24 protein-coding genes are annotated in these 26,497 nt (G+C 67.9%); 9 read left to right on the plus strand and 15 right to left on the minus strand.

Going from position 1 to position 26,497, the window contains the following annotated elements:
- Nucleotides 1-78: 78 nt before the first annotated feature.
- The 3 genes from OHA77_RS22660 to OHA77_RS22670 all read right to left on the minus strand — a co-directional run bounded on the left by OHA77_RS22660 (nucleotide 79) and on the right by OHA77_RS22670 (nucleotide 2,509).
- The gene (locus OHA77_RS22660) at nucleotides 79-732 is read right to left on the minus strand and encodes a response regulator (protein WP_406311533.1); all 654 of its coding nucleotides are present in this window, start codon (nucleotides 730-732) and stop codon (nucleotides 79-81) included.
- 25 nt (nucleotides 733-757) lie between these two features.
- Entirely contained in the window at nucleotides 758-1,954 is a 1,197-nt protein-coding gene (locus OHA77_RS22665) for a sensor histidine kinase (RefSeq protein ID WP_406311534.1), read from the minus strand.
- 318 nt (nucleotides 1,955-2,272) lie between these two features.
- Nucleotides 2,273-2,509 (minus strand): hypothetical protein, encoded by a 237-nt coding sequence (locus OHA77_RS22670; RefSeq protein ID WP_406311535.1) that lies wholly within the window; start codon nucleotides 2,507-2,509, stop codon nucleotides 2,273-2,275.
- A 261-nt stretch (nucleotides 2,510-2,770) separates the two neighbouring features.
- Here OHA77_RS22670 and OHA77_RS22675 point away from each other — a divergent pair, with 261 nt between their 5' ends.
- Entirely contained in the window at nucleotides 2,771-3,640 is an 870-nt protein-coding gene (locus OHA77_RS22675; RefSeq protein ID WP_406311536.1) for a hypothetical protein, read from the plus strand.
- A 125-nt stretch (nucleotides 3,641-3,765) separates the two neighbouring features.
- Here the strand turns inward: OHA77_RS22675 and OHA77_RS22680 are convergent, their stop codons facing one another.
- Nucleotides 3,766-4,119, minus strand: coding sequence for a YbaB/EbfC family nucleoid-associated protein (locus OHA77_RS22680; RefSeq protein ID WP_406311537.1), 354 nt, complete (start codon nucleotides 4,117-4,119; stop codon nucleotides 3,766-3,768).
- A gap of 17 nt (nucleotides 4,120-4,136) precedes the next feature.
- The gene (locus OHA77_RS22685; protein ID WP_406311538.1) at nucleotides 4,137-4,457 is read right to left on the minus strand and encodes a hypothetical protein; all 321 of its coding nucleotides are present in this window, start codon (nucleotides 4,455-4,457) and stop codon (nucleotides 4,137-4,139) included.
- 868 nt (nucleotides 4,458-5,325) lie between these two features.
- Here OHA77_RS22685 and OHA77_RS22690 point away from each other — a divergent pair.
- Nucleotides 5,326-6,156 carry a hypothetical protein gene (locus OHA77_RS22690; RefSeq protein WP_406311539.1) on the plus strand — a complete coding sequence of 277 codons (831 nt, stop codon included), beginning with the start codon at nucleotides 5,326-5,328 and terminating at the stop codon, nucleotides 6,154-6,156.
- Between the two features lie 366 nt (nucleotides 6,157-6,522).
- On the plus strand, nucleotides 6,523-7,458 hold the full coding sequence (locus OHA77_RS22695; protein WP_406311540.1) for a PLP-dependent cysteine synthase family protein: 936 nt from the start codon (nucleotides 6,523-6,525) through the stop codon (nucleotides 7,456-7,458).
- An 87-nt stretch (nucleotides 7,459-7,545) separates the two neighbouring features.
- Here OHA77_RS22695 and OHA77_RS22700 read toward each other — a convergent pair whose 3' ends face one another.
- The 8 genes from OHA77_RS22700 to OHA77_RS22735 all read right to left on the minus strand — a co-directional run bounded on the left by OHA77_RS22700 (nucleotide 7,546) and on the right by OHA77_RS22735 (nucleotide 17,188).
- Nucleotides 7,546-8,214 (minus strand): DNA methyltransferase, encoded by a 669-nt coding sequence (locus tag OHA77_RS22700; protein ID WP_326826270.1) that lies wholly within the window; start codon nucleotides 8,212-8,214, stop codon nucleotides 7,546-7,548.
- Nucleotides 8,215-8,218: 4 nt separating this feature from the next.
- Nucleotides 8,219-9,475: an MFS transporter gene (locus OHA77_RS22705; protein WP_406311541.1), complete on the minus strand. Its 1,257-nt coding sequence runs from the start codon at nucleotides 9,473-9,475 to the stop codon at nucleotides 8,219-8,221.
- 26 nt (nucleotides 9,476-9,501) lie between these two features.
- Nucleotides 9,502-10,764 carry a hypothetical protein gene (locus OHA77_RS22710; RefSeq protein ID WP_406311542.1) on the minus strand — a complete coding sequence of 421 codons (1,263 nt, stop codon included), beginning with the start codon at nucleotides 10,762-10,764 and terminating at the stop codon, nucleotides 9,502-9,504.
- On the minus strand, nucleotides 10,761-12,059 hold the full coding sequence (locus tag OHA77_RS22715; RefSeq protein WP_406311543.1) for an ATP-grasp domain-containing protein: 1,299 nt from the start codon (nucleotides 12,057-12,059) through the stop codon (nucleotides 10,761-10,763). Before OHA77_RS22715 ends, OHA77_RS22710 begins: the two co-directional genes overlap by 4 nt.
- Nucleotides 12,016-12,717, minus strand: a complete 702-nt coding sequence (gene epsC / locus OHA77_RS22720; protein WP_406311544.1) for a serine O-acetyltransferase EpsC — start codon at nucleotides 12,715-12,717, stop codon at nucleotides 12,016-12,018. Before epsC ends, OHA77_RS22715 begins: the two co-directional genes overlap by 44 nt.
- A complete protein-coding gene (locus OHA77_RS22725; RefSeq protein ID WP_326826265.1) occupies nucleotides 12,717-12,941 on the minus strand; it encodes a tautomerase family protein in 225 nt (74 codons plus the stop codon). The genes epsC and OHA77_RS22725 overlap by 1 nt, the downstream gene beginning before the upstream one ends.
- 69 nt (nucleotides 12,942-13,010) lie before the next feature.
- Nucleotides 13,011-17,003, minus strand: a complete 3,993-nt coding sequence (locus OHA77_RS22730; RefSeq protein WP_406311545.1) for an amino acid adenylation domain-containing protein — start codon at nucleotides 17,001-17,003, stop codon at nucleotides 13,011-13,013.
- Nucleotides 17,003-17,188: a hypothetical protein gene (locus OHA77_RS22735; protein ID WP_406311546.1), complete on the minus strand. Its 186-nt coding sequence runs from the start codon at nucleotides 17,186-17,188 to the stop codon at nucleotides 17,003-17,005. The genes OHA77_RS22730 and OHA77_RS22735 overlap by 1 nt, the downstream gene beginning before the upstream one ends.
- Before the next feature lie 711 nt (nucleotides 17,189-17,899).
- Between OHA77_RS22735 and OHA77_RS22740 the strand changes: the two genes are divergently transcribed.
- The 3 genes from OHA77_RS22740 to OHA77_RS22750 are packed head-to-tail and all read left to right on the plus strand — an operon-like array spanning nucleotide 17,900 to nucleotide 18,907.
- Nucleotides 17,900-18,226: a PadR family transcriptional regulator gene (locus OHA77_RS22740; RefSeq protein ID WP_326826262.1), complete on the plus strand. Its 327-nt coding sequence runs from the start codon at nucleotides 17,900-17,902 to the stop codon at nucleotides 18,224-18,226.
- Nucleotides 18,223-18,579 carry a DUF1048 domain-containing protein gene (locus OHA77_RS22745; protein ID WP_406311547.1) on the plus strand — a complete coding sequence of 119 codons (357 nt, stop codon included), beginning with the start codon at nucleotides 18,223-18,225 and terminating at the stop codon, nucleotides 18,577-18,579. Before OHA77_RS22740 ends, OHA77_RS22745 begins: the two co-directional genes overlap by 4 nt.
- 1 nt (nucleotide 18,580) lies before the next feature.
- Nucleotides 18,581-18,907: a DUF1048 domain-containing protein gene (locus OHA77_RS22750; RefSeq protein ID WP_406311548.1), complete on the plus strand. Its 327-nt coding sequence runs from the start codon at nucleotides 18,581-18,583 to the stop codon at nucleotides 18,905-18,907.
- 139 nt (nucleotides 18,908-19,046) lie between these two features.
- Here the strand turns inward: OHA77_RS22750 and OHA77_RS22755 are convergent, their stop codons facing one another.
- Entirely contained in the window at nucleotides 19,047-20,675 is a 1,629-nt protein-coding gene (locus OHA77_RS22755) for a PQQ-binding-like beta-propeller repeat protein (RefSeq protein WP_406311549.1), read from the minus strand.
- Nucleotides 20,676-21,230: 555 nt separating this feature from the next.
- Between OHA77_RS22755 and OHA77_RS22760 the strand changes: the two genes are divergently transcribed.
- A complete protein-coding gene (locus OHA77_RS22760; RefSeq protein ID WP_326826258.1) occupies nucleotides 21,231-22,073 on the plus strand; it encodes an aldo/keto reductase in 843 nt (280 codons plus the stop codon).
- A 235-nt stretch (nucleotides 22,074-22,308) separates the two neighbouring features.
- Here the strand turns inward: OHA77_RS22760 and OHA77_RS22765 are convergent, their stop codons facing one another.
- Complete coding sequence (locus OHA77_RS22765) at nucleotides 22,309-22,947, minus strand: TetR/AcrR family transcriptional regulator (protein WP_406311550.1); 639 nt, start codon at nucleotides 22,945-22,947, stop codon at nucleotides 22,309-22,311.
- 191 nt (nucleotides 22,948-23,138) lie between these two features.
- Here OHA77_RS22765 and OHA77_RS22770 point away from each other — a divergent pair, with 191 nt between their 5' ends.
- Complete coding sequence (locus OHA77_RS22770) at nucleotides 23,139-23,879, plus strand: ABC transporter ATP-binding protein (RefSeq protein ID WP_406311551.1); 741 nt, start codon at nucleotides 23,139-23,141, stop codon at nucleotides 23,877-23,879.
- Complete coding sequence (locus OHA77_RS22775; protein WP_406311552.1) at nucleotides 23,876-26,365, plus strand: FtsX-like permease family protein; 2,490 nt, start codon at nucleotides 23,876-23,878, stop codon at nucleotides 26,363-26,365. Before OHA77_RS22770 ends, OHA77_RS22775 begins: the two co-directional genes overlap by 4 nt.
- Nucleotides 26,366-26,497: the final 132 nt, after the last annotated feature.

Consider the following 26,497-nt stretch of genomic DNA (forward strand, 5'->3'; position numbering starts at 1 on the left):
CGCCTCTGGCAGGGTTTCGCTGCGGCGGAGGAAGGGTGTCCGTGCCGGGGAGTCGGACGATCTCATCGTGCTCTGGGCTCAGCCGGGCGAGACGAAGCCGGACTCGTAGGCCGTGATGACGGCCTGGGTGCGATCGCGCGCTCCCAGCTTGGCCAGGATGCTGCCGACGTGGGTCTTCACTGTCTCAGCCCCGACCACCAGTTCGGCGGCGATCTCAGTGTTGGATCGGCCGCGGGCCATCAGCCGTAGCACGTCGGCCTCCCGTGCGGTCAGCTTTCCGAGGCCGGGGACGGCACGGGTGGCGGCGTACCGGGTCTGACGGTTCGCGGCGAGCGCGCGGATCGCGGTCGGGAACAGCAGCGATTCCCCGGCGGCGACGATTCGGATGGCTTGCACCAGGTCGTCGGGCCGGCTGCGCTTGAGCAGGAAGCCGCTGGCCCCCGCGCGCAGCGCGTCGTATACGTAGTCGTCGTTGTCCAAGGTGGTCACCACGACGACCTTGGGCGGCTGAGGCAGCGCCAGCAGCAGCCGGGTGGCCTGGATGCCGTCTACCGCGGGCATCCGCACATCCATCAGCACCACGTCGGGCCGCGTCGTGCGCACCACCGGCACCACCGCCGCTCCATCAGCCGCTTCACCGACCACCTCCAGGTCGGGCTCGGTGTCGACGATGATCCGCAGACCGGTCCGGATCAGATCCTCGTCATCGGCGATGACCACACGAATCGGCATGCGTCCGACACTAACCCCCCGCCCTTCAGGGACGGAGCGGCAGCCGTACCGACACGTGCCACTCTCCGCCCACGGGACCGGCGTCGAAGTCGCCGCCCAGCAGCGTGACCCGCTCGCGCATGCCACCGACGCCACGGCCACTCCGGCCAGGAGTCCGTCCCGCCGGGTTGTACACGTCGAGCTCCAGATGGTCGTCGTACACGGCCAGCGCCAGCCGTACCGGACCGCTGCCGTGGCGCAGGGCGTTGGTGAGCGACTCCTGGGCGATCCGGTACATCTCCCGGGAGACCACGGTGGGAACGGCGGCAAGGTCGCCGGCGACCTCAGCGGCGGCACCGGTCGCGTCTACGAGGTCGCCCAGGTCGGCGAGAGTCCGCGATGGGGCTGTGGACGGATCGTGGTCCTGCTCGCGCAACACCCTCAGCACCTGGTCCAGCTCCTCAAGCGCCGCGCGCGCCGTTTCCTCGATCACTCCCAGCGCGGCCCGGACCGCCACGGGGTCGCGGTCCAGGATCCGGGTGGACGCCCCAGCCTGTATGGTCACCACGCTCAGCGCGTGCCCGAGCGAGTCGTGCAGTTCACGGGCCAGGCTGTTGCGGACCGCTTGGCGGCGGACCCGCTCCTCCAGCAGCGCCAACCGCTGGGCGGGTGAGGGGCCAAGCAGCTTCGGCGCCGACCGGGCCAGCACCGCGCCCACTCCGGCGATCAGGTAGACGAGCGCGACCAGGAGGGCGACGCCCAACAACGGGCCGCCCCACCAGACCGCCCGTAAGGGTTCCACGACCCCCAGGTCGAACGGGGTACCGGTGACCGGTAGCAGGATCACCACGACCACGAATGGAACTATCACCAAGGTCAGCCCCGCCATCACGCCACCGACCCCCAGGTGCAGGGTGAACCAGGTGGCGGTGCGTCGCCGCTCACTCCAACTCCGCCTCCCGGACGCCCACTCGGCGGGCAGTGGGGCGATCTCGGCGCCCAGTAGGCTACGCGCCGCCGTCGCCTCCAGCACCCGGACGGGCAGAACCAGCCCGGTCGCTGCCACCAACGGCAGCACCGCCAGGAAGACCAGCGGCTGAATCGGGTCGCCTGACGCGGCCGACACCCCCATCACCCCGCCGATCAGGGAACCAGCCATCATGTACGGCATCAGCAACGCTCCGCCGAGGACGAGAAAGGCCCACTGCAGATAGGTGGCGCGGCGGACAAGCGGTGAAAGCATGCCTTCGATCATCCTTTACCGCAGGCACCGTACGGCGGGTCCAGTCCGGCCGGTTCGGGCCGGCGTGGCGATGCTCGTCCCGACGCCTCGGATGAGGTGGTCGGCCACGGCGATTCAGAAGAACGCCTCGGGTGAGGTGCGTTGGGGTGATATTTCACATCGGGTGCGACGAGGAGGTTACGTCCGCGAAAGCGGAAGGGCGGCAGTTCGACCCTACTTCTGATCACCCCTTCTGAACAGCATGAATGCTTCGGGGCGCTTTTCATTGTGTTCGGCGGCAATGGCGGTTTCAGATCCTTGGTGTGTTCCGCGGGAACCTCACACAGGCACTATGGTCACTACGCTGTCGAGCCCCGTGAAGTCGGCGTCGTTGCGCGTGTAGAGCGGCAGTCCTCGAGTGGATGCCACCGCTGCGATCATCAGATCCATTCTGCGAGGGCGTGGGTCGCGATCGGCGGCGATCGTGAGGGCCACCAGGGTCCCGTAGCGGGCGGCGGCACCGCCGTCGAAGGGCAGCGGTTCGAAGTCGCTGACGGCTGCCCCTAGTTTCTCCATGCGTGCGGCTCTGGTTCCAGCACTTTCGGCCATGGCGACGCCTTGGTGGAGTTGACCCATCTGGGGCTGTTTGTTCGCTCTGCTCGAAAAGAGAGGATCGCACAAGCTATGGGGCTAGCGTGGCAGATGATATAGGCAGGATGATTGGTCAACCGAACCTCGGATATCAAGCTGTCCGGTGGTGGAGAAAGGGTCCGCTACGTGAGTCCATCCCTCAAGTCCCTCCCGAAGTCCCTCTCGAAGTCCCTCCCGGTGGGAGGGTTGCTGTTCTCCGCCTTGGGTATCGGCAACGTGGTCCGGCAGATGCTGTCGGTCGTTTACCCTGATGGCGACCCGGCCAAGGCACGTGAGGCAGCGCAACTGCTGCGGCAATTGGCCACTCGGGTGGACGTCAGCCTGGACGATGTGGAAGAGGTTGCGAGCAGGCTGTGGCGGCCGCCCAACTCCGGCGCGGGTATCGATGCCTTCAGAACCTACTTCAGGGACGAAGTCGCGCCATACCCACCACTGGTTTCCGCGTACATCCGCGGGCTGGCCGATGCGATCGACGACTACGCCGACATGCTGGAACAGGTTCAGCACAAGCTCAAGACGGATGCCATGACCCAATGGGTTGAGCTGCTGATGTTCTGCTGCTGGCCGGCGGTCGACAAGAAAGTCCAGGTGCTGATCAACTGGGCGATGCGCAAGCGGCAGGCAGGACTGCTGCTCAAGATGTTCAACCATGCCATGGGGCAGCGGTTCATCTACGCCTTGGGGGGCAGCGCCGCTTACACGGGCCTCGACCAGTTGATCGTTGACGGGATCAACTGGAAGAGAGGGGAGGACATGGGGTCGTGGGGTGACCGTGGTACCTACATGGCAATAAACTTCGCGTCGGCCATGGTCTTCTACCATGTGGATCCGGCTAATTTTGGGAAGGCCGCGAATCTGCTGCCGAAGAACGAGGCGGCGCGGAACGCCGTCATGTTCATGACCGGGTCCACCGTCTTCACCATCACTGGGAACGTACTCAACAGACCTGGCGACGTGATCGACGATCCGCTCAGCCTGGTGCCCACATGGGAGCAGATGCTCGCCAAGCTGGGTGTCGCCGCAGGCCAGGACCATTTCAGGCGCTTGGGCAGATAACAGCGCGACGTTCCTCAACGGAGGTCGCGGACCGACGGTCGAGACCCCGAGGCCGCCGGGGCGGTCTTCCCGCTTTCGGCGCCCCGGGCCAGTGGGAATCTGCACTTCCAATGAGGAGCGGACCGTTAGTCTTGGCTGAAACGCCTGACCTCGTCGGCGAACGGGGTCAGGCCGTCCATCATCATCCCCGCCAGCTGCGTGGTCAGGTCCGCAGCAGCGTTGCTCGCGGCGGCAAGCACCGCCTCCGCCAAAGCGTCCGCGCCGAGCCGCATCGCTCGAGGGTCGATCTGCAGGCTGCCGAGCGCGCCGCTCGCCAGCACCTCTGCCTTCACCTGGCCATTAGCCGCCTCACCTCGGCCGCGAACGGCCTTGAGACTCTCCTGCAATTCTTCCAGCGGCCGAGTGTCGGCCTGGAACTGGGCGAGAAAGCGATTCATTTCTGCGTCGAGGAAGGGGACGCCGCCGTCTGGTGTGGTCATCAGGTCTCCAAAAAACGTTAGTATTTGAGCTTCTTGTCCGATTCCGAGAATTCCGGAGGCTCGGACACTTTCGGCAGTGATTGGATGTTGGCCCAGTTCGCGACGTCGAAAGTGGTCTTCATTCCGGCCAGCCGTACGGCGATCGTCGGATATATGTCGCATAGCGCGTCGACATACGTGGTGACTTTCTCGAATACGGTGGAATAGTCCTTCCTGAACGTGTTCCCCGTCTCATCTACGCCGATGAAGTCGCCCAGTGCAGCGATGGCGTCGAGAATCCCGCGGACATCTTTCTCCAGGTCATTGTGCTCGGCGACGAACCCGTCGGCCGCCTTCATGAAGTCGCTCCCGTGGACATCGGTGTTCGGCTCACCTGGGCGTGCAAGACCAGGCGAGGTCGGTGACGGGGTGGGAGGGGGGAACACGGGAGCAGGGGGAGTCGGTGTGGGCGTCGGACTCGGTGTCGTGGGGGTGGGGGTGGGGTTCGGGTCCGTCGGGCTCGGTGTGGGTGTGGGCGTCGGTGTCGTGGGGCTTGGCGTGGGGCTGGGGTCCGTCGGGCTGGGTGTGGGCGTGGGCGTGGGAGTAGGTGTCGGGCTCGGGTCCGTCGGGCTCGGTGTGGGTGTGGGTGTGGGTGTGGGTGTGGGCGTCGGTGTCGTGGGGCTTGGCGTGGGGCTCGGGTCCGTCGGGTTGGGGGTGGGAGTCGGTGAAGGCGTGGCTGTGTACGATGGCGTGGGCGATGGGGGCGGAGCGGTGTCATCACTCACGGACATAACGTTCTCCTTATCGATGCGCCTTGTCGCGCCGTCGCGAAGGCGCAGCACACCAGCCATGTTTACGTATTGCCGATATTACCTGTAGGAATTAGGTACTTTGCAATGGCCGATGTGAGCAGCGATCTGCTGGACGGTCATTGCCGACTGTGACGAGAACCACTCGCGATCGGCGAGCCGACTGCGGGTCGCATGAGCCGGCTCGTGCACATCGGCCAGTAGCCGGCTGACTCAGTACGGGTGGCCGGGCGCGCGACAGTTTGATCTCCGGTGCCGACAACGTCTTCTCCCCTTGGGAAAGGGTTATGCCCCGACATCTGCCCGGCCGGGATTTCTCCCGTATTCAAGGGACATCCGGCAGCTTGAAGTCGGCAGCGGCGAAGCGACACGCTGTCAAGATCGCCTTATGCTGCGATTAGTCATGATACTTCTGGCGATGGTGCTGCTCCTCAGCGGTGGCCATCTCCTGATAGGACCGCGCACGTTTGAAGACCACGCCGCGCAAGCCGTCTGGATCTGGCGGACCAGCGGCGCCGAGGAGATCTGGCGCAAGGGTTTCGTCCCGGTCGGGAGTCTGAGCGCGATGCCGCCGAAGGTGCGCAAGCGCATCCAGCACGATGAGGAGTACGGCTGGGTTGTGGCCGGCCCGCTCCCCGCTCCGCCGGCCGAGGCGCAGGTCCGCTGGGACGACGGGTCCACGATGCGGGTCCCCGTGATCGGGCCGCGAGAGGCGCTGCTGGCTCTCTCCCCCTGGCCCGAGGAGTACACCTTCCCCGAAGGGGAGGCGTACAAGCTGACCGGCGCCGCCTTCACAACGATGCGGCTGAAGACCGTACGCGGTATGGCGACCGTGCCTGCGTGGCGGCTGTACTTCTCGAACCTGCCTGGCCCGATTGACTACGTCGCGGTCGATCAAGATGCGGTCGGTACCGTCGAAGAAGCCATCGGCAACCACATCTCAGGCGACGGGGTCACGGACTTCGAAGTGCTCGACGAACGCACGCTGCTGGTGAGCTATGAGTACGGCTCCTGTAGCGGCGAAGCGCTCGACGTCAGCCTGCGCGTCAGCGAGGAGTCGGATACGGTGGTTCTGGGGCTCGACGTCCCCGATCAGGGCAGCGGCATGTGCGCGGGCGTCGGCCGGTTCGGCCAGGACGTCGTCAGGCTTGACGGTTCGCTGGATGATCGCGTGGTGTTGGACGCGGCAAGCAGTCTCCCCGTCCTATGTCGTCATGCGCCCAACGCGTGCCATTCCGGGAACGAGTGACATCGGCGGTTGGCGGACCGCACCACCAGATCGAGCACGTGGGTCACCGGGTCAGACAAGCAGCTGTCCTCGGTGGAGCGTATACAAGACGCACGATTTCGGGCGGACAAGAGAGCACATCAGCGGATGCTCCGGCGGTGCGGGCGGAGTACCGTTGTGCGACTTCGCCCACCGGTAGAGCACCCGTGATCCGCGGCTCGATCGCGGTCAGGCGTCGGACCTGGCCTTCGGCACCGCCGGACCGCGCCGTGCCGCGCCGCACCTTGTCGCACCGCCTGAGCACCCTCGAACCAGCCATGCCCCCCACGACCGGCTCCCCGCAGTCCTCGCGGCCTCGGGAAGACGGCCCCGCACAGAGGAGTCTGGATGCTACCCCTGACTGGCAGCGACGTCGCCACCAAGATTGACGACCTCATCGGCAACACCCCCATGCTCCGCCTCGCCCTTGACGGCCTGCCCTCGACCACCACTCTGCTCGCCAAGCTGGAGGCGGCGAACCCGCTGTCGAGTATCAAGGACCGGGTGGCTCTGCGCATGGTCGAAGAGGCCGAGGCGTCCGGTGAGCTGACTCCCGGAATGACCGTGATCGAGTCCACTTCGGGCAACACCGGCATCGCTCTGGCGGCGGTGGCGGTCAGCCGTGGTTACCCGTGCGTCGTCGTCATGCCGGACAACGCGTCCCGGGAGCGGCTGCTGACCCTGCGCATGCTGGGCGCCCGGGTCGAGTTCACCGACCACGTCCTCGGTTTCCAGGGATGCGTCGATCGGGCGAAGGAACTGCACGCCGCCACCCCCGGGTCCTGGTACGCCTGCCAGCACGAGAACACCGCCAACATCGCGGCCCACTACACGACCACCGGCCCGGAGATCTGGGAGGGCACCGGCGGCGCCGTCGACGTGCTGGTATGCGGAGTCGGGACCGGAGGCACCCTCACCGGAACGGGCCGCTACCTCCGCGAGCGCAACCCCGGACTGCGCATCGTCGCGGTGGAGCCGGAGGGGTCGCCCCTGCTGTCCGGCGGCGCGCCCGGACCGCACCGGATTCCCGGTCTCAACGGCGGCTTCATCAGCCCCGTCACGGACGTCACCATCATCGACGACGTCATCAGCGTGTCGGATGACGACGCGGCCGACATGACCCGGGCCATCGCCACCACCACCGGGCTGCTGGTCGGCGTCTCATCGGGAGCGGCCGCGTACGGCTGCGTCGAGCTCGCCCGCCGCCGTGACCTGTCGGGCAGGACAGTCGTGACGATCTTCCCGGACACCGGTGAGCGCTACCTCAGCTGGTGGCCGGCCTGATCCGATCGGGAGGGCCGCGCAGGCCCCACGGACGCGCCGGGCGGTCGTCGGAGGCACCCGACTCCACGGCCACCCGGCGCGATGCCGTTATTTCGCGGCGACCAGCAGATACTCGTGCGAGCGGTTGGTCACCATCGGGTCGTCGTCGCTCACCGGCCGGTCGTAGCAGTGGATCCGCTCGTCGCCCAGGGTCAGATGCCGGCCGAGCACCCGGGCGACGTCCCAGGCCAGCGGCACGAACGCGCCGTTCAGCCGGCGGTTCTGCACAGCCAGCACCGCCCGCGCGCCGGGGCGCATGACCCTCGCCACGGCGGCGAAGGCGTCGTCGACCACGCTCAGGTACTCGTCGTAGTCGCGAAGCGCGTAGAACTGCCCTTCCACGGTGGAGTCCGCGTCCAGGTCGGTGCCGAAGTACGGCAGGTCGGCCAGCACGAAGTCCACCGACTCCTCCGGTAACGGCGGGGTGCGGGCGTCCGCGCACAACATCGTCTGATCGGGATAGTCCTTCAGACGCCGACGTGCCTGTTCCGCGCGCTCGGGTGAGACTTCCAGGCCGATTCCCTTCCGGGACTCGACCGCGCACGCGACCAGCGTGGTCCCCCAGCCGGCGAACGGGTCGAGCACGACGTCACCCGGCCGGCTCATCTCGACGATCAACGGCCGCAACTGGCTGACCCAGCCGCACTGGCCGGCGGCCTCCGGGAGCGCGAAGACAGGGTCCTCTCCCAGCAGGACGTGCCAACTCGATCTGCCCATCAGTTCACGCCAACCTTTCGCTCGAATTTTCCGCGACTACCAAGGGCACCTGCCCTTCCTGAGACTCCGGCACGGTCGGAACGTTCGGATGGACTGCTTGAACGGGCAGCCGGGGTTCTAGGCGGAGCAGGGTGAGGGCCGAGCAGACGACGCCTGCCGCGAGGACGAGCCACATGGAGGTGACCGACAGGGTCAGCAGCGCGGTCAGCACGGCCGGAGCCAGCGCGGTCGGAATGGCCCAGGAGAACTGGTAGACCGACATGTACCTGCCGCGGGTCTCGTCGGGCGCCGCGCTCGACACCAGCGCCGACAGCGGTGCGCCGTGCAGCATCTCTCCCAGCGTGAACAGCGCCGTCGCGGCGAAGACCCCGACCAGTTGAACCGACTCGGAGGGGATGATGGACAGCGCGGCGAACACCGTGAACGACACCGCGAACGTCAGGGCGCCGACCGCGGTGGTGCGGGTGCGCCGGTAGCGGATCAGCCGCCGCGTCACCGGGATCTGCAACAGCGCGATGCCGACGGTGTTGACCGCGTACAGTACGCCGACCAGCGACTCCGGGGCGTTCAGTGCCTGGGTGACGTAGACGGGCAGCGCCACCGACAGCACCATGTAGCCGAAGGCGGTGGGCACGTTCTGCAAGGTCAGTACGAGGAACTTCACGTCGCGCAGGACGAGCCGGTATCCCCCCTTCCGGGGTGCGGCGGTCGTCTCCGTACGCACGGTCACCGGGGGAACCGGGATCGTGCGGAGGATCAGCGCGGCACCGACGAACGCGGCCGCGCTGACGAGGACGATCCCCCGGTAGGCGGCGTCGCTGCCCAGACCGAGCGCGGCGCCCGCGATGAGGCCGCCTGCGCCGAGGCCGGCGTTGCGCAGGCTGCGTTGCGCGGCGAGAAGCTTGTCCCGGTCCGCGCCCTGTGCGATCGCGGCGACGAACGACTGGATCGACGGCGGGTAGGAACCGTCGCCGAGCGCCACCAGCGCCACCGCCAGGAACATCGTCACCGGTGAGTCCACCAGCGGGTAGGTCGCGAAACCCACGGCACGCACCAGGTAGCCGCCCACGACGACGGCTCGCGGGCCGAAGCGGTCGACGAGCACGCCCGCGATCGGGTTGCTGACCAGGCTGAGCAGCGCCGCCGCGGTCATGATGACGCCGACCCGCTCGATCGGCAGCCCGGTGACGTGGTGGAAGAACAGCAGGGACAGGGGCAGGTACATGCCGTTGCCGGTGGCGTCGATCACCATCCCGGCCATGTAACGCACCTGAGTCGACGGGCGTTTCACGACGGCACCGCCACGACCTGCACCTGCTCCTCCAGCCGCGCGCCGAGCGAGCGCAGCCTGCGCTCGCACTCCGCCCGCGTCGGGGCCGAGGCGATGGCGACGGTCAGGAAGTCGGCGGATCCCGAGGCGGGCGGGACCACCTGGCCCGTGCGGGCGAAGAGCCAGAAGTGCTCCACCCAGGGCTCCTGCGGGGCCTCGGGCAGCGCGCGGATCAGCCCCGGCCGCTTCATCATCAGCACCTGACCGGCCATCCGGGCCGGCGTCGGCCGCCGCCCGGAACGCACGATCTTTTCCACCTCGGGCAACGGCAGGCCGAGCTGGGCTCGCAGGGAGTACTCGGCGAGGTTGATCCCGAACAGGGTGTGGAAGACCTCGCGGACCTTCCCGCCGCTGGACCGGCAGGCGATCTCGCACAGCACCAACCGGTCGTCGGGGGTGTGGAAGACCTCCGCGTGGAAGGCGTGGTCGCGCAGGTGGCCGCCGGGCAGCCGCAATCCCGCGAGCGTCCGCTCGGTCAGCTCCAGCAGGCGGTCGGTGATCGGGTCGTCGGGGTCGAGCGCCAGGTCGACCCGGGAACCGGTGTCGGTGCCGAACGAGGCGAGCTCGTACTGGTACTGGGAGGGCCAGGCCAGCACGGTCTCGCCGTTCACCACCAGCCCGTCGACGTGGCACATGCGGCCGGGGATGTACGCCTCCAGCAGCAGGTCGTCCCGCGGCGAGCCGTACGCCTCGGCGAGGAAGGCCGTCAGCGCGTCCGGGTCGCGCAGGATGCGCAGGCCGATGGAGTTGAAGCTGGTCCTGTTCTTGAACACCAGGGGGAACCCGTGGGTCTCGGCGAAGGCCCGCACCTCCGCCTCGGTGTGCGGCACGGTGTGCGGTGCGACCTCCACGCCGGCTCGCACCACGTGCTCCTTCATCAGAGCCTTGTCCCGGAACGGCAGCACGTCGGCGACCCGGGGACCGGGCAGCCCGAGCTGCTCGCGCAGCGCGGCCACGCGCAGCACGTCGGCCTCGTGTTCGCCGATCAGGTGGGTGGTGCCGTACTCGGCGGCGAGCCGTACGACCCGCTCGGCCACCTGGTCGTCGTCGTCGAAGATCTCCAGGTGCGTGTAGCCGAGGTTCCCCACCGGCACCTGCTCGCCGAACGGCTCGAACCTGTCGCGGGCGGCGAGGATCACCACCGGGCCTTCGTAGTCGTGCAGCCAGCGGTGATAGGGGAACGGCTCCAGCGGGCTCCGGTGCACGATGAGGACGCTCATGCCTGCACCTCCGCCGGCGATCCGGCCTCGGCCGCGTGCGCGAACCAGGTCCGTCCGTCCTCGCCAGTCACCCGGATCCGGATGACGTCCTCGATGACCTCCGCGCCGCGCCGGATGGCCGCGGTCGTGTCCGGGCCGGTCACCGCCACCAGGCCGAGCCGGTCCCAGTTGTCGCGTATCGAGTGCACGGTGTCCCCGGGTTTGGCGGTGAGGTGGACGTACAGCACGCCGTCCTGCGCGGCGGCCTCGTCGGCGCCCTCGACCGACTCGACCCGTCCCGGCTCGCTCACCAGGGACCGCACGCTGGCCCCGGCGTGCGCCTCGGGCCGGTCGGGCAGCTCGGCGACGAGTCCGAACGGCCAGCCCAGCGCGTATTTGATCATGTCGATGCCGTAGGCGCCTTGCACCAGCACCGGAATCGCGTCACCGGCGACCCGGTTGTGACTCTCGATGATCACCGGGCCGCGCGCGCCGATACGTACCTCGGTGTGCGAGACGCCGTCCCTGAGCCCGATCTGGTCCAGGAACCGGCTCACGCTCGTGCGGATCCGCTCCTGCGCGGGCTCCTCCAGCCGGGCCGGCAGGGCATGGCCGAGCTCGGCGAAGCGATCATGGTGCACGAACTTCTCGGTGATCGCCACGACGACGTGGCGGCCCGCGAAGCTGAACGCCTCGACACTGAACTCCGGGCCCTCGACATACTCCTCCATCAGGAATTCCTGCAGGAGGTACATCGTCGAGATCCGGTCGGTCCGCGTGCCGCGCAGGCCCTCCACGGTGGCCCAGACCTGCTCGGTGTCCTCGGGCCCGCCGACCCGGAAGACGCCGATGCTGGCGGTCGCGTCGGTCGGCTTGACGATGAACGGGTAGCCGTGGACGGCTCCGAAGGAGTCCAGGTCCGCACGGCGCAGGAGTGGCGCGGCGGCCACCGCCGACGGGTCGTGCTCCGCGAGGTGCCGGCGCATGGCCAGTTTGTCGCGGAACCTCCTGGTGACCTGGTAGCCGGTGCCGTCCAGCCCGAACAGGTCGTTGACCCGTCCCGCGTTCTCCAGCCCGGGCTCGGTGATGGAGATCGCGACGCGGAACCCCGGCGCCTCCCGCAATTGCCTGGCGACGGGCTCGACGGCCGCCCAGTCGGTGTAGTCCACGACGCGGAGGACGTCGGCGAGCTCCTCTTGCTCGGCGCTGACCTTGGTGGGGTGCTGAAGTAACAGGACGCTCAGGCCGAGCTCCTTGGCCTTGCGTACGGTCTCATCGGTGGCGCCGACTATCAGGACCGTGCTGTCGGGATTCATCGATCCATTCCTTTTTTCGGGTGGTCGGGACAGGTGGGCGCGGGCGGGGAACCGATTCGGCGCCGGGCGGCGCGGTGGTGCGGCGTGGTGACACGTCCCCCTCCGGGGCGAGGGCGTGCGCGCCGGCGGGCACGTCCCCGAGGACGAGCGCCCGCGCCCCGATGACGGCGTCGTCTCCCACGTGCACCGGCCCGAGAACGGTCGCGCCGACGCCCAGTACCACGCGAGCGCCGATCACCGGGTGCCGCCGTTCCCCGCCGATCCGCCGGTTGTCGCGCCACCAGCCGATCGCCCCCAGGGTCACCTGGTGGTAGATGGTCACGTCGTCGCCCACGACGGCGGTCTCCCCGATCACCACGGCTGCGCCGTGATCGACGAACACCCTCCGCCCGAGCACCGCGCCGGGGTGGATCTCCACCCCGGTGATCCCGCGCGCGAAGAGCATCAGCAGCCGGGCCGGCAGTCGCCGGTCGCCCCGGTACAGCAGGTGGGCGACCCTGTGCAGCCACATCGCCGGAAGCACCGGGTGCAGCAGCGCCTCCGGCCGGCTGCGGACGGACGGGTCCCGCTCGACGATCGTCCGCAGGTCCTCCGCCAGGAGGCGCAGCAGTCCCTGCGGCCGCCCTCCACGCGGCATCAGCGCTTCGCCGTCGGTCATCAGTAGTTCGGCGTCTTACGCAGCAGGTGCCCGCGTTCGACGATCTCCGGCACGTAGACGCGCCCGTTCCACTCTTCTTCCGCGACCGGTTCGAGAGCGATCGATATGACACCCTCGTCGCATCCGAAGGCGTCCCGTACGGCTCCGCTCACTGCGGCGACCAGCGCGGACTCCTGTTCGCCGCTCAACGGCAGCGGAAAATACTTGATATTCACATGCGGCATCTTCGGCTCCTCGATATCCGCCCCGGCGAGTGGGACATCTCCGCCCGGCACAGGTTGTCGACTAAAACGTCACGCGCCGAGCGCGTGACGGACGGTTCGCAGCAGTTCGTCAAGGCCAGGCTCTTTGAGAATGCTGTAGTGATCGGCTTCGAGGTTGACGACCGTCGGCGACTCAAAGAAACTTCCGCCGCCCTTCTCGATAAACGAAGGCTCGTCACCACGGGCTTTCAGTATCGTGATCGGAGCGTTGATCCGCCGCCCCGCCGGATCTCCGAGATGATATATCGTCTGATATGTTCTGCGCACTGTCCTGACGATTCTTCGCACCAGATCCGGGTCGAGCCCTCGAAAATTCGCACCCACGAAGGAAATGAAGCCGTCCTCGTCCTCGACATCCCTCAGGCAGTCGTCGAGCAGCGGCCCGTCGATGCCGCCGGCGAAGACCGAGAAGAGGATCGTCAGATACTTCCGGTTGGCGTAGACGGGGTCGTCGTGGCCGCCGGGGTCGTCGGTCGCGCGGACCTGTGGCGACCCGGGGGCGATGAGCAGCAGGCCCTCGACCTGTTCACCCATCCGTTCGAGCCGGCAGGCCGCCTCGAAGGCGACACGTGCGCCGAAGGAGTATCCCCAGAGCATGTACGGCCCGGCCGGCTGGAGCCGCTTTATGGCCCTGACATCCTCCGCGGCCATCTCCTGGACGGTGGAATACGGAACCTCGTCTTCGTTTATCCCGTAAGCCTGGACGCCATAGAAAGGCCGATCGAAACCGGTCTTTTCCGCCAGCGGTCTCAGGTTCATGGTATAGCCGCCGAGGCCGGGCCAACAATAGATGGGATTCTTCGATCCCGTGGTGTTCAGCCCGACCAGACGCGAGGAAGGCTCGCCGCCGTCGGCACCGACCGCGATCGCGAGTTTCTCCACGGTCGGAGACCCGAACACCACCTGCATCGGGAGCGAACAGCGGAACTCCTCGTTTATCCCGCTGACGAGCGCCATCGCGACCAGCGAGTTTCCCCCGGACATGAAGAAGTCGTCCCGCACCGAGACCTTTTCCCGCTTCAGCACCCTCCTCCATACGCGGGCGATCCGCTCCTCGGCCTTCGTCCGGGGGGCGACGAAAGGCCCGTCGGCGGAAACCATGTCGGTCAGGTCCCGCGCTTCCAGCGCCCTTGAGTCGATCTTCCCGTTCGCCGTGCGCGGCAGTCCGTCGAGGATCACGACCCTGTTCGGCAGCATGTAGTCCGGCAGGAACCCGATCAGGTCATCTCTGATCATCTCGGTGGGGCCCCTCATGTGGACGGAGTCCTCCTTCATCCCCGTGCTCAGTAGCTGCTCGTCGCTGACGCGACCGCCGACGGCGAAGTAGAACGGGCCCGGTTCCCCGCCGCAGGCACGCAGGATGCTCTCCATCCGCCGCGCCGACGGCAGGTCGTCGCCGGTTCGGGAGCTGTAACCGGAGGACATGAACCCGAAGCCCATGTCGTTCATCTGCAGGCGGTGGAGCCTCCGGCCGAGGTCGACGTAGCCGGGCCAGTGCGGATCCGGTTGCCCGACCAGGGCGACCCCGAAGCTGGACCGCTGGTAGACCACCTGGTTGATGGCCACGACGTGCTTCCTCAGGATCATGTCGTCGGAGAATCTGTGCAGGTCGCCGGCCGCGTACCGGTAGAGCCCCTCGGTCAGCCCCGCCACCTTTCCGGGGTGGGCCTGCACGTAGACGTCGAGCGAGTCCTCCGGCCGGGGTCCGGCGTACGGCACCACCTCGAACGTGCCGAGATAGTCGTCCTCGTCCGCACACTCCAGCTGTTCCCTCGTTTCGGGCGCGTAGCCGAGGGCCCTGATGTCGAGACCGTGTTCCGGGAGGATCTCCTCGAACAGGCCGACCATGTGGCCGGCCTCCATTTCGAGGACCTCCCGGACGTTCTTCTTGTAGATCGGCTCGATCGCCCGGCGCTTCCCCATGAAGTGGATCTTCAGCTGCGCCGTCGCCGCGGCCGGCTTCTCCCGTATCAGGATCAGCTGATGCCGTACGGGGTGGTAGTAGTGATATCCGGGCCGCACGCCGTCGAGACCACTGATCTCGAGGTACATCTGCGTCGCGTAGAGGGAACCGGGGGAGGCGTAGCCGTACTTCGGCAGCAGCCGGTCGGCGCTGGAGAACTGCCCGAAATATCGCAGGATCTCTCCGAGTTCGGCGAAGCCGAGCGTGTCCAGGCCACGCGGACGGGCACCCGAGCCGCTCCTCTCCAGCAGCCGTACTATGTCGTCTTTCGTGACATCGCCACCCTCGAAGAAGCGGTAGGTCTTGCGGGCGAACACCCGCCTGCGCTGCTCCGGAGCCGGCGTCCTGCCGGGCAGGTCGACCACCGTCTTGCCCTTGGTCTCCGCGTCGTCCCGGCACCCCCCGTCCGACAGCTGCGCCATCACCTGGAGCCTGCTCTCCTTCGACAGGTGGTGGGTGCCGTGCTCGCCCTGGTCCATCAGAGCCGCTTCCTTGGGGTTCAGCTCGACGTAGGCGACAAGCTGCTGGAAGCCGGTGACGGAGTCGTCCTTGACGACGACCGCCGCGTTCCTGACCCAGTCGTGTCTCTCGATGCCCAGCCTGATCTCGTCCAGCTCGATCCGGAAACCCCGCAGTTTCACCTGGTTGTCGACGCGGCCGACGAACTGGAGGGTGCCGTCGGCGTTCCAGTAGGCCAGGTCGCCGGTCCGGTAGAGCCTGGAAAACCCGTGATCCGTGTGGAGCGGGTTGTCGACGAACCGCTCCGCGGTCAGGTCAGGCTGGTGCAGATATCCCCGCGCGAGCTGGACACCGCCGATGTACAGCTCGCCGACCTCGCCGGGGACCACCGGCGAACGATCGCCGTCGAGAACGTAGAACCGGGTGTCGTGCGCCGGCGTGCCTATCGGGATCGTCTGGACGCCGTCCGCGACGGAGTCCCGGTCGACGATGAAGCTGGAGGAGTTGATGGTGCACTCGGTCGGCCCGTACAGGTTGACCAGCTCGCAGTCCGGCAACACCTCCAGGCAGCGCAGCGCGAGGGCCCGGGAGAGGGCCTCCCCACCGCTGAAGAGCTGGGTGAGCGACGTGCACTCGCCCAGCCGCTCGGTGTCCAGCAGCGCCTGCAGCAGGGTCGGGACGCACTGCAACGTGGTCACGCCATGGGCCACGACGGTGTCGACGAGCTGCTCGGGGTCACGGTAGACACCGGGGCCTCCCATGACGACCGTGCTGCCGCAGGCGGGTGCCAGGATCTCCCACTGCGCCGCGTCGAAGCTCATGGGGGTCTTCTGCAGGATGATCCGGTTCCGGTCGATGCGGTGGACGGTGTTCAGCCACCGCATCTGGTTGACGATGGCGCGGTGCTCGATCACCACCCCTTTCGGCCTGCCCGTGCTGCCGGAGGTATAGACGACGTACGCCGAATCGCCGGGGCGGATGCCGGTGCCGCTCTCCCGGGCGGCGGCCCCTTCGAGCGACTCGGCGGGCGACTCGGCGGGCGGCGCGGCGGGCGGCGCGGCGGGCGCGAACGCGTCCGCCGTGTCCAGGACGACTATCTTCGTTCCCTGCGGTGCCAGCTCCGTCAGCCGTGCCACGAGTCCCTGCTGGGTCAGGACGACCGTGGTCCGGGAGTCCTCGATGATGTAGCGCAGCCGCTCTTCCGGATACTCCGGGGAAAGGGGCAGGTAGGCTCCGCCGGAGCACAGGATTCCCCATACTCCCGTCATCAGCTCGATCGACGGCTCAAGGAACAGGCCGATGCAGTCGTCGGCGGCGACGCCGAGACGGCGCAGGTGGGTGGCCAGGTCCGCGCTGCGCTTCGTGAGCTCGCGGTAGGTGAGGCGCTCGTCGCCGTAGACGCAGGCCGTACGGTCGGGCTGTGACCGTGCCTGCTCCCAGAGCAGTTCCGGCAGGCAGTCGTCGCCGGGAGGTCGGCGTCGGGCCCCGTCGAACTTCCCGGCGACCAGGTTTCGTCTGTTCGATGTCATCGGGTGTGCGGCCTCGCCGCTCGCTGCGATGACACCCTGCGTTTTCCCCTGATGTGTATCGTCAAGGCTCATCACATCTCCTTGAGCGTGGATACCCGCGCCTTCGGGCGGGAGAGGGAACGCGGCGTGGCGGCGCGCGGTTCGGTGACCTGTTCGGCGGTGGCGATGATCGAGCCGCTGCTTGCGTGATCGGCAACACCCTCGCCGCCGGGCTGGCGGAGACGTGAAACGCCTGTGGAGCTGGTGTAGGACCTCAACGGAAATCCTTCCGGGCGGGCGACCGGCGGTGAAGCGGGAAACCTCACGGGTGACCGTGAGAGTCCCCTTCCTTCAGGAAGGGGAGGATGTCAAGAAGCGCGTGGGCCGTGGTCCGCACCACGGTTCACGGGGATGCCGGAACACGGCCGGCCCCTCGGTGGCTCATCCGGTGACACGTGGCGTCCGGCGTCCCCGGACCGGGCTGTTCACAGAGGACCGGAGGGTCCGATGGCCGCGGCGCACCGGCCCCTCGGCCGTCCTGCCGTCCGCGGCAGACATCTTCCGTTCTCCGGTGTCGCGACGTCGGCGTGGCTTGAAGCGCTCGGCAGAGCGCCATCCGGCTGTGATCTCTCACCTGTCCGGCGGTCGCACGACACCGACCCGGCGTGGCCGCCGCATGCCGGATCGGGCACATGTATCGCTCCAACGGCGGCGGGATCGGGTTCGGCACACATCTTCCTGAGTGCGGACATGCCGATCATCGTGGACGGGGTCCGGTTCGGCGTGCATCTTCCCGAGTGCGAAACAGGGCGTATCTGACAATTGTCGGATTCGGGCGATGACGGCGTTGAGGACGAGCGCGGCGCCGATGATGCGAATCGCCTCCGTGGTCGGTGCTCACCACTTGCCTGCCATTGGCCATCTACTCCGTGGTACCGTGTAGTGGTACTCGGTAGCACCGAGTACCAAGAGAGTGAAGAGGACCCACGATGGACGACCTGACGGAGATGCTGAAGGGCACGCTTGAGGGCTGCGTGCTTGAAATCATCGGCAGCGAGGAAACCTACGGGTACGCCATCACGCGTCGGCTGAACGAACTCGGCTTCGCCGATGTCGTCGAGGGGACGGTCTACACCATCCTGCTGCGACTGGAGAAGAACGGGCTCGTCCAGGTGACGAAACGACCGTCCGGGCTGGGTCCGCCGCGCAAGTTCTATGCGCTCAACGACGCGGGGCGCGAGAAACTCACGACGTTCTGGGCGAAATGGGAGTACATCACATCGCGGATCGACAAGCTCAAGGAGGGCGGGAGATGAACTTCTGGGAGACCATCACCGGCAGCGATCTCACCAGGGAATGGAAGGCGTTCGAAGCCCGGGCCGAGGCATTGCCGGCCGACTACCGGGCGGCGTGGGAACAGATCAAGGCCCACCTCTTCCCTTACAGAGACTTCACGGGTCGCAACCTGATGCCGATTCTCGATGGTGCTCTGGGGCTGCTCGAAGAGACGGCGGCCGATGGGCAGAGCATTCACGAGGTGCTGGGCGACGACATCCAGGGCTTCTGCGCGGCGCTGGCCGGCGGAGAAGGGGGCCGGAGCCATCGCGACCGGTGGCGCGAGCAGTTGAACAGGAACATCGCAAGGAAATTGGGTCGGCTAGGAGGCTGACGTGGGCATCCAGGACATCATCGAGGGCAAGAAGCAGTGGCGGGCGCACACGGCGCGGGTCAAGGCGCTCCCGCCGGACTACCAGATCGTCTACAAGGAGATTCAGAGGTACCTCTTCAAGGTTGGACCGATCGACCTGCTTGGCGGGTCCCTGCTCTCAGGGATCGTCGATTTCTTCGAGGAGGGCGTCGCGGCCGGCAAGGGAGTCCTGGAACTCATCGGCAGCGACGTCGCCGCCTTCTGCGACGACCTGGTCAAGGACTCGCGCACCTACGCGGACATCTATCAGGAGTCCATCAGCGGGAAACCCGGCGCGGCCGGGAGATGACACCCGTCGACTCAGGGCACCGGCGGTCGCCTTGACCACCGGGGCGTCGCCGCCGCGTCCGACGGGCAAGCGGGGTGAGCGAAGCGCGGTCGCACGCCGTCGCAGCGGGCCCGGTATCCGCTGCGACGGCGTGCGCCGATCAGCGGGAGAGGCCGGTCGCGCCGAGGCGGTAGGCGACGATCTCGGCCGTCTGGCCGGGGCCCTGCGGCCAGCCGCCGGCCGCGAGCACGGTGTCCCCGTGGATCGCCACCGGCGAGTTCGACGTGGCCGGCAGGGTCGCCTGCCAGGCCTCCTGGCCCGTCCGGGTGTTCAGCGCGTGAACCGTTCCGTCGAACGTCGTGGTGAAGACGAGGTCGTTGACCACGCTCGTCGCGCCGTACGGTGACTGGGCGAACGGGTGCGTCCACTTGATCGCGCCGGTCGCCAGATCGATCGCGACCAGCTCGCCCGTCGCCTCGTCGAACGGCGGGAACGTGGGCACGGTCTGGTTCGTCCACGTCGCGGCGTAGTTGTTCACCGCGGCGTACACGGTCGTGTCGTCCACGGCGATCGGCGCCGGGATGCCGCCGAGCACACCGGGATAGATGGTGAACGGCAATGTCGGCATCTTCGAGTAGTCGCCCTTGAGCGCGATCAGGTTGTCGCCGTCATGCCCGTTGTGCTTGCCCACCGGTGTCTTCCACAGCAGTTGGCCGGTGCGCTGGTCGTAGGCGTAGACGTAGCCCACCTTGCCCGAGGCGAGCACCACCGGCCTGCCGTGCACCTTGGTCAGGACCGGGGAGTTCTGCAGGTCCCAGTCGTAGATGTCGTGGGGAAGCGGTTGCTGGTACCAGAGCGGAGTGCCCGTCGCCGCGTTGAGCTTGACGATGGAGTTGGTGTAGAGGTTCGGCCCCGGCCGGCTCGATCCCCATGGGTACTCCTCCGTACCCATGAAGGGCGACGGGTTGCCGACGGAGACGAAGAGGTCGCCCTTCTCGTCGAAACTCGGCGGATGCCACAGTCCACCGCCGGCGTTGAGCTCCGGGTTGCCCCAGAGGTCGGTCGGGACCGTGTTCCACTTCCACTTGGTACGGCCGGTCTTGGCATCCAGTGCCCAGAGCACCCCGATGCTGCCGCCGGTGAAGAAGGCGTCGGCGTTGCCGGGGACCGTGGAGACGTAGACGGTGTGGTTGTTGAAGCCGGGGGCCATGTCGATGCCCTCGTTCTGGTTGCGTACGAGCGGCTTGCTCCAGAGCTCCACACCCGTCCGCGCGTCCAGTGCGAACGCGGATGTGACGGTCGCGCCGTACACCATGCCGTCGCCGACGTTCACCCCGTTGGGACCGCTGCTGGGGGCGTTGTACATCTTCGTCCACAGCAGCCGGCCGGTGCGCAGCTCGACCGCGTAGACGTTCGAGCCGAGGTCCTGCGTATAGACGACGCCGTCGGCCACGACGGGCGTCGCCGCGTAGCCGCCCGGCCAGCGGTCCGTAGGCGCCTGGATCGGGACCGACCAGGCGACGCCGAGGCGCGAGACCGACGTGGAGTCGATCGGGCCGCGGACGCGTCGCGTGCTCGCCTTGTCGCCGTTGGGCGCCGACCACGTCGACGCGACACCGCGCTCGTCCGGGGTCTCCGTTGCCGACACGACGCCGCGCGCACCCGGGGCGTCCGCCGTCGCCGGTGTGAGCGCACCGGCACCCGCGACACCCGCGATGGCCGCGCTCACCGCGACGACACACAGCAGCCGGGCGACCGGCCGGGTGCCGCGAGTTTGGTTCGGTGGCATCCGAACCCTCCCTTTTGTCTCGATCCAAACCGAGCGCTGAGGAGTGGCTCGGCGCTTTTCCAGCGGCACGTTACCGGCCGAAACCCTGGCGAACCAGGGCTCGGCGAGTTTGTGATCGATCAGTTTGATCTCGCGTCCTCGATCTTGAGTAGGTCGAGGGCGCGCCGCTGCCCGCTTCGTTCTCGTGGATCCGAGACCACGGCGAACCATTTCATAAGACTCGGCCGGATCGGTGAATCGGGGACCGTTCGCCCAAGCCTGCGCACGGTCGGTGGCGGTGATCAGCGATGATGGCGCGACGGGCGCGATCTCCCCTCGGATCAGGTGGCGGCAGAGACCTCCGATTCTCGGGAGCCGTGCCCTGCTCTTTTCGGCCCTCTTTTCGGCTGCTTGGAAAGTCCTTACCTGGCTCGGCCCATTACCGATTTCGGCGAGATATGTTGCGAATATATTCGGTGTATTCGGTCTGCCCTTAATTCGCTGATGTCCTGACAATCGGGAGGTAGGGCTGTTAAGGACTTTCTGACCGGGAATTCCGCGTCTACGGTGAGTGCCATGGTTCCGACGATCACTCTCAACGACCAGAGCACCATCCCGCAGCTCGGCTTCGGGACGTCTCTCATCCCACCGGACCAGGCCCCCGACATCGTCGGTCAGGCGCTCCAGGTGGGTTACCGCCACATCGACACCGGACAGATGTACGGCAACGAGCAGGGAGTCGGCACCGCCATCGCCGCATCCGGCATCCCGCGCGAGGAGCTGTACATCACCAGCAAGCTCAGCACCGGCAACCACCGTCCAGACGACGTGCGCCGTTCCTTCGACGAGACCCTGGAAAACCTCGGCCTGGATCGGCTCGACTTCTTCCTGATCCACTGGCCGCTGCCCACGCGCTACGACGGCGACTACGTCTCGACCTGGAAGGCCGTCACCGACCTGGTCGCCGACGGCCGGCTGCGCACGGCGGGCGTGTCGAACTTCGAGCCCGCGCACCTGGACCGCATCATCGCCGAGACCGGGGTGGTGCCCGCGGTGAACCAGATCGAGGTGCACCCGTACTTCGCCAACGACACCGCCCGCGAGGCTTCGCGCCGGCACGGCATCGCGGTCGAGGCGTGGGGACCGCTCGCGCAGGGCGCGGTGCTCGGCAACGAACTGATCGGCAAGATCGCCGCCGCCCACGGCAAGACCATCTCGCAGGTCACACTGCGCTGGCACATCCAGCGCGGCGACATCGTCTTCCCGAAGACGACGTCGCGCAAGCGGATGGAGGAGAACGCCGACCTGTTCGGCTTCTCCCTGTCCTCGGAGGAGTTCGAGGCGATCAACTCACTCGACAAGGGTGAGGCAGGCCGGATCGGCCCGCATCCGGACACCTTCGACTACGTGCCGGACTGACCTCCCACTCCGCTCGGGCACTCCCCGCCGGAGGCCGGCCGGAGCTCTTACATCTTGGGCGTCCTCGCGAGGCGCTCCCGGTGGTCGCCGGGAGCGCCTCGACCGGGCGGCGGGTGCCGGGCCGATGCCGTAGATCGCAGAGCTGATCGCCCGACGACCACCGCCACCGCGAGAATCGTGATCACGATGGAGCCGCCTGCCACGTTCGACGACCTGTCCGGTGTCCAGGTGCGGATCAGATGCCTCGTTCGATGGAGTCCATGAGCCGTTGCTCGGCTTCGCGGGCTTGTCCGGGAAGCAGGCCGCGCAGCGGGCCGTCGATGAGGAGTACGGCCAGGCCGTGCACGGCGGACCAGACGAAATATTCTGCGCCGGGGCGGCGGTCGGACGGCAGGACACCGGTCTCGACGAGGTCCTCCAACGCGGCGCCCAGGAGCTGGAACGCGGTCAGGCCGCCGGCTCCGGTGGCGGATTCGCCCCCGGTGTCATCCATGTCGGTGGTGGAGAAGGCGGCACGGAAAAGTCCCGGTTCGGCCTGGGCGAAGCGCAGATAACCGGTGGCCAGGGCGCGAATGCGGGCACGGGCGGACTCGGCCGGGTCGTCAGCCGCCGGCAGGGCGGCCAGTTCGGTCTCCATGGCGGAGGCCAGTCGGGCCAGCGCCGCTTGGGAGACGGCCCGCAGGAGAGCGCGGCGGTCGGCGAAGTGCCGGTAGGCGGCGTTGGGGACCACGCCCGCCCGCCGGGTGGCCTCGCGCAGGATCACCGCGTCCGGTCCGCTGTCACGGGCCAGTTCGAGTCCGGCCTGAATCAGCGCATTGCGCAGATTGCCGTGCCGGTAGGTGTTCCGCTTCGGTACGTCTGCACTGGAAGCCATCACCGCTCCATTATGTGGACAGCATCCACTTAGCTGTGTAACCTACGAGCGTTCGCCCTTGAACAACTCCGCCTGCTGCGGCGCTGTGAATGTGGACATCGTACACAAGACCTGTCGGCGGCGGCCACGTCCACCTCGCGGCACCACGGGGAGGCATCCGCTCCCCATCACGCTTCACTCACGGAGAATCGATGGATGACGCAGTACGGCTCGAGTCGCTGACGAAGACCTACGGATCGGGCGACGGCGCGGTGACCGCGCTCCGCGATATCCGGCTGAACTTTCCCAAGGGGACGTTCACCGCCGTCATGGGGCCGTCCGGCTCGGGGAAGTCGACGCTGCTGCAGTGTGCCGCCGCTCTGGACCGGCCCACATCCGGACGGGTGTTCATCGACGGGACGGACATCGCGGGGCTGAACGAGACCGCACTCACCGAATTGCGACGAGAGTCGACCGGCTTCGTCTTCCAGGCGTTCAATCTGCTGCCTTCACTGACCGCCGAGCAGAACGTGGCGCTGCCGATGCGGTTGGCCGGGCGGAAGCCCGACCGGCGGACGGTGCAGCGGGCCCTCGCCCAGGTGGGGCTGGAGGACAAGGGCGGGAGCCGCCCTGGTCAGCTCTCCGGCGGCCAGCAGCAGCGGGTCGCCGTCGCCCGCGCGCTGGTGACCCGTCCGGCCGTGCTCTTCGCCGACGAACCCACCGGTGCGCTCGACCTCACCACCGGACGCGAACTGCTGGACATGCTGCGGAAACTGGTCGACAGCCCCGGGGACGGACTGACCACGGTGGTGATGGTCACACACGATCCGAATGTGGCCTCGTACGCCGACCGGGTGCTGTTCCTCGCCGACGGCGGCCTGGTCGGCGAGCTGATCGCTCCCACGCCTGAAGCGGTCGCCGCGCGGATGACGGATCTGACGGTGTCCCAGTGATCAGAGTGGCCTTCCAGACCTTGCGGGCCCGCTGGGTGTCGTTCCTCGGCACGCTTGTGGCGCTGGTGCTCGGGGTCGCCCAGGTCGCGGCCATGGGCGTCCTGCTGATGACCATGTTCAATCTGCCGGACCGGCCTGCGGAACGGTTCGCCCGGGCCCCGGCGGTGGTGCAGCCCGCCGACCCGACGTGGAACTCCGCCCAGCACGACCTCGGCATCCGCTCGTTGGCGGAGGCCAAGGGCATTTCCCCGGAACTGCGGCAGAAGGTCGCCGCCACCGGCGAAACCGTGGTGGATCGTTCCTTCTACGCCCAGCTCGAAGGCGGCTCCAAGGATCAGGTCGGACACCCGTGGCCGGTGGCGCGATTCGGCGGTTACGAGTTGACGGACGGCAGGCGGCCGTCGTCCGACAAGGAGATCGTCGTCGCTTCCGGCCAGGCGCGTACCGGTGTCGAGGTGACCGTCCTGACCGCCGCGGGCGTCGCGCGGTACACGGTGAGCGGCACCGTCTCCCCGGTCGGCTGGGAGGACGCGGTCTTCTTCACCGACGCCGAAGCGGCCCGGCTCTCGCCGCGCATCGAGGCCCTGGTGGCACTCGGCCCGACCGGCAAGGTGCGCGAGGCAGTCGGCAAGGACGCCGAGGTGCTCACCGGGCAGGCCCGCCACAGGGCGGACGCCAGCGAAGAACGCGACCGCGAGACGCTGGACAACACCATCACGCTGGTGCCGGTGATGGCCAGCGTGGCAGGCACCACGGCGATCTTCGTGGTGGCCTCCACTTTCGCCTTCGCGGTGATTCAACGCCGCCGTGAGATAGCCCTGCTCCGTACGGTCGGCGCCACGCCCAGGCAGGTGCGCAGGATGGTGCGGAACGAGGCGTTGCTTGTCGGCGTTCTCGCTTCGGCGGCCGGCACGGCACTCGGCCTGCCCGGTGCGCGGCTGCTCGCCGGCATGCTCATCGAGATGGGCGTCTCACCCCCCTGGTTCGAGGTCGAACCCTCGCTGCACTGGACGGTGCTGGCGCCGCTCGCCGGCGCCTTCCTGGTGGGCGTCCTGGTGGCACTCGGCGGGGCGGCAGCCGCCGCACGGCGGGCCGGGAGCATCCGTCCCATCGAGGCGCTGCGCGAAGCGGCGGTCGACGACACCGGTATGACACCGAGCCGGTGGTTGCTCGGTGTGGCCGGGCTGATCTGCGGTGTCGGGTGGACCGCCTGGATCGCCGTCGGCGACCCGGGCAGTGTCCTGTCACCCACCACCTATGTCGTCTCGCTGATGATTCCGGTGCTGGCCGCCGCAGTGCTCGCACCGCTCGCCGTAGGACCGCTCACCAAGCTGCTGATGTGGCCGTTCAGCCGCTTCCCGGGACCCACCGCCATGCTGGTACGGGAGAGTGCGCTGACCTCGCGGCGGCGCGTCGCCGCCACGGCGGCGCCCGTACTGCTCACCATCGGACTGGCGTTCTCACTGATCGCCGCCACCGACTCGCTGGGCGCCGCACGCGACAACGGACTGCAGAACCAGGTGAGGTCGGAGTACGCACTCGCCCCCGACGGCACCCCGGGGATCAGCCCACAGGTGATCGACCGGGTCTCCCGTATCAACGGGGTGCAGATCGCAGGCCCCCTTCTCACCACCGTCTACACCGAGGACGAGGGACGGGTGGATGAGAACGACGGGCTCATCGTGGACCCTGCCGCGCTGAAGCGGACGATGAAGCTGAAGGTGGTCGACGGCTCCCTGGACGATCTGGACGACAACAGCATGGCCGTGGCCGAGCTGTGGGGAATGCCGGTCGGCTCGACGCACCGGGTTCTGATGGCCGACGGCCGGGAGGTCGACCTGCGCATCGCGGCGACCTACCAGGCGCTGCGCGGCGAGGACGTCGCCTACCTGCCTCAGCGGTTCACCACGACCGCCGCCTACGCCCGCGACGGGCTCGCACGGCGCGCCTACATCTCGCTGGAACCCGGCACCGATCGGACCGCCGCCACCGCGGCGATCCGCAGGGCGGTCGACGGAACCGGAACGAGCTTCATGACCAGGGATCGACTGGTCGCATCCGAGAGCGCGTACGCACGTCGTCTCACCGAGGTACGGCAGCGCTCCACCGCCTTGATCATCGTGTTGTTCTGCTTCATCGCGATCCTCAACACCCTGCTCATGGCGACCGCCGACCGGCGACGCGATCTGGCGGTGCTCCGGATGGCCGGGGCGACGCCGAAGCAGGTCGTGCGGTTCTTCGTCGCCGAGTCACTGCTGGTGGCCGCCGTCGGGCTGGCACTCGCGCTGGTGGCGACCGCGGTGAACCTCGCCGGCCTGTGGGGTGCGCAGCTCCAACTGTTCGGTACGACGCCTATCGTGGTGCCGTACGCGGTGGTCGTCGGCGTCACCGTCGTGTCCACGCTGCTCGCCGTGGTCGGCACCGTGCTGCCCGTCGGCGCGGCGCTGCGTGCCAGGACGGTGCGGCTCGTCGGCACCCGCGAATAGCCGAGCCGCACACCGACCCCGCTGAGCAGGAAAGACGCCCCGAACAATTCGATCGCCCCGTCCAGCGCGGCGCGCTCCGTCGGCTGACGACCGCGCAGACCGTCCGCCCGTCCGACCGCCCGGCGGGCCGAA

This window comes from Streptosporangium sp. NBC_01639, from assembly GCF_045209755.1.
Taxonomy (GTDB): Bacteria; Actinomycetota; Actinomycetes; order Streptosporangiales; family Streptosporangiaceae; genus Streptosporangium.

Coding starts and splice junctions, on each gene's coding strand:
- OHA77_RS22660 (WP_406311533.1), bottom strand. CDS start 732: ATGCCGATTCGTGTGGTCATCGCCGATGACGAGGATCTGATCCGGACC.
- OHA77_RS22665 (WP_406311534.1), bottom strand. CDS start 1,954: ATGCTTTCACCGCTTGTCCGCCGCGCCACCTATCTGCAGTGGGCCTTT.
- OHA77_RS22670 (WP_406311535.1), bottom strand. CDS start 2,509: ATGGAGAAACTAGGGGCAGCCGTCAGCGACTTCGAACCGCTGCCCTTC.
- OHA77_RS22680 (WP_406311537.1), bottom strand. CDS start 4,119: ATGACCACACCAGACGGCGGCGTCCCCTTCCTCGACGCAGAAATGAAT.
- OHA77_RS22685 (WP_406311538.1), bottom strand. CDS start 4,457: ATGAAGGCGGCCGACGGGTTCGTCGCCGAGCACAATGACCTGGAGAAA.
- OHA77_RS22690 (WP_406311539.1), top strand. CDS start 5,326: ATGGTGCTGCTCCTCAGCGGTGGCCATCTCCTGATAGGACCGCGCACG.
- OHA77_RS22695 (WP_406311540.1), top strand. CDS start 6,523: ATGCTACCCCTGACTGGCAGCGACGTCGCCACCAAGATTGACGACCTC.
- OHA77_RS22700 (WP_326826270.1), bottom strand. CDS start 8,214: ATGGGCAGATCGAGTTGGCACGTCCTGCTGGGAGAGGACCCTGTCTTC.
- OHA77_RS22705 (WP_406311541.1), bottom strand. CDS start 9,475: ATGGCCGGGATGGTGATCGACGCCACCGGCAACGGCATGTACCTGCCC.
- OHA77_RS22710 (WP_406311542.1), bottom strand. CDS start 10,764: ATGAGCGTCCTCATCGTGCACCGGAGCCCGCTGGAGCCGTTCCCCTAT.
- OHA77_RS22715 (WP_406311543.1), bottom strand. CDS start 12,059: ATGAATCCCGACAGCACGGTCCTGATAGTCGGCGCCACCGATGAGACC.
- epsC (WP_406311544.1), bottom strand. CDS start 12,717: ATGACCGACGGCGAAGCGCTGATGCCGCGTGGAGGGCGGCCGCAGGGA.
- OHA77_RS22725 (WP_326826265.1), bottom strand. CDS start 12,941: ATGCCGCATGTGAATATCAAGTATTTTCCGCTGCCGTTGAGCGGCGAA.
- OHA77_RS22730 (WP_406311545.1), bottom strand. CDS start 17,003: ATGAGCCTTGACGATACACATCAGGGGAAAACGCAGGGTGTCATCGCA.
- OHA77_RS22740 (WP_326826262.1), top strand. CDS start 17,900: ATGGACGACCTGACGGAGATGCTGAAGGGCACGCTTGAGGGCTGCGTG.
- OHA77_RS22745 (WP_406311547.1), top strand. CDS start 18,223: ATGAACTTCTGGGAGACCATCACCGGCAGCGATCTCACCAGGGAATGG.
- OHA77_RS22755 (WP_406311549.1), bottom strand. CDS start 20,675: ATGCCACCGAACCAAACTCGCGGCACCCGGCCGGTCGCCCGGCTGCTG.
- OHA77_RS22760 (WP_326826258.1), top strand. CDS start 21,231: ATGGTTCCGACGATCACTCTCAACGACCAGAGCACCATCCCGCAGCTC.
- OHA77_RS22765 (WP_406311550.1), bottom strand. CDS start 22,947: ATGGCTTCCAGTGCAGACGTACCGAAGCGGAACACCTACCGGCACGGC.
- OHA77_RS22770 (WP_406311551.1), top strand. CDS start 23,139: ATGGATGACGCAGTACGGCTCGAGTCGCTGACGAAGACCTACGGATCG.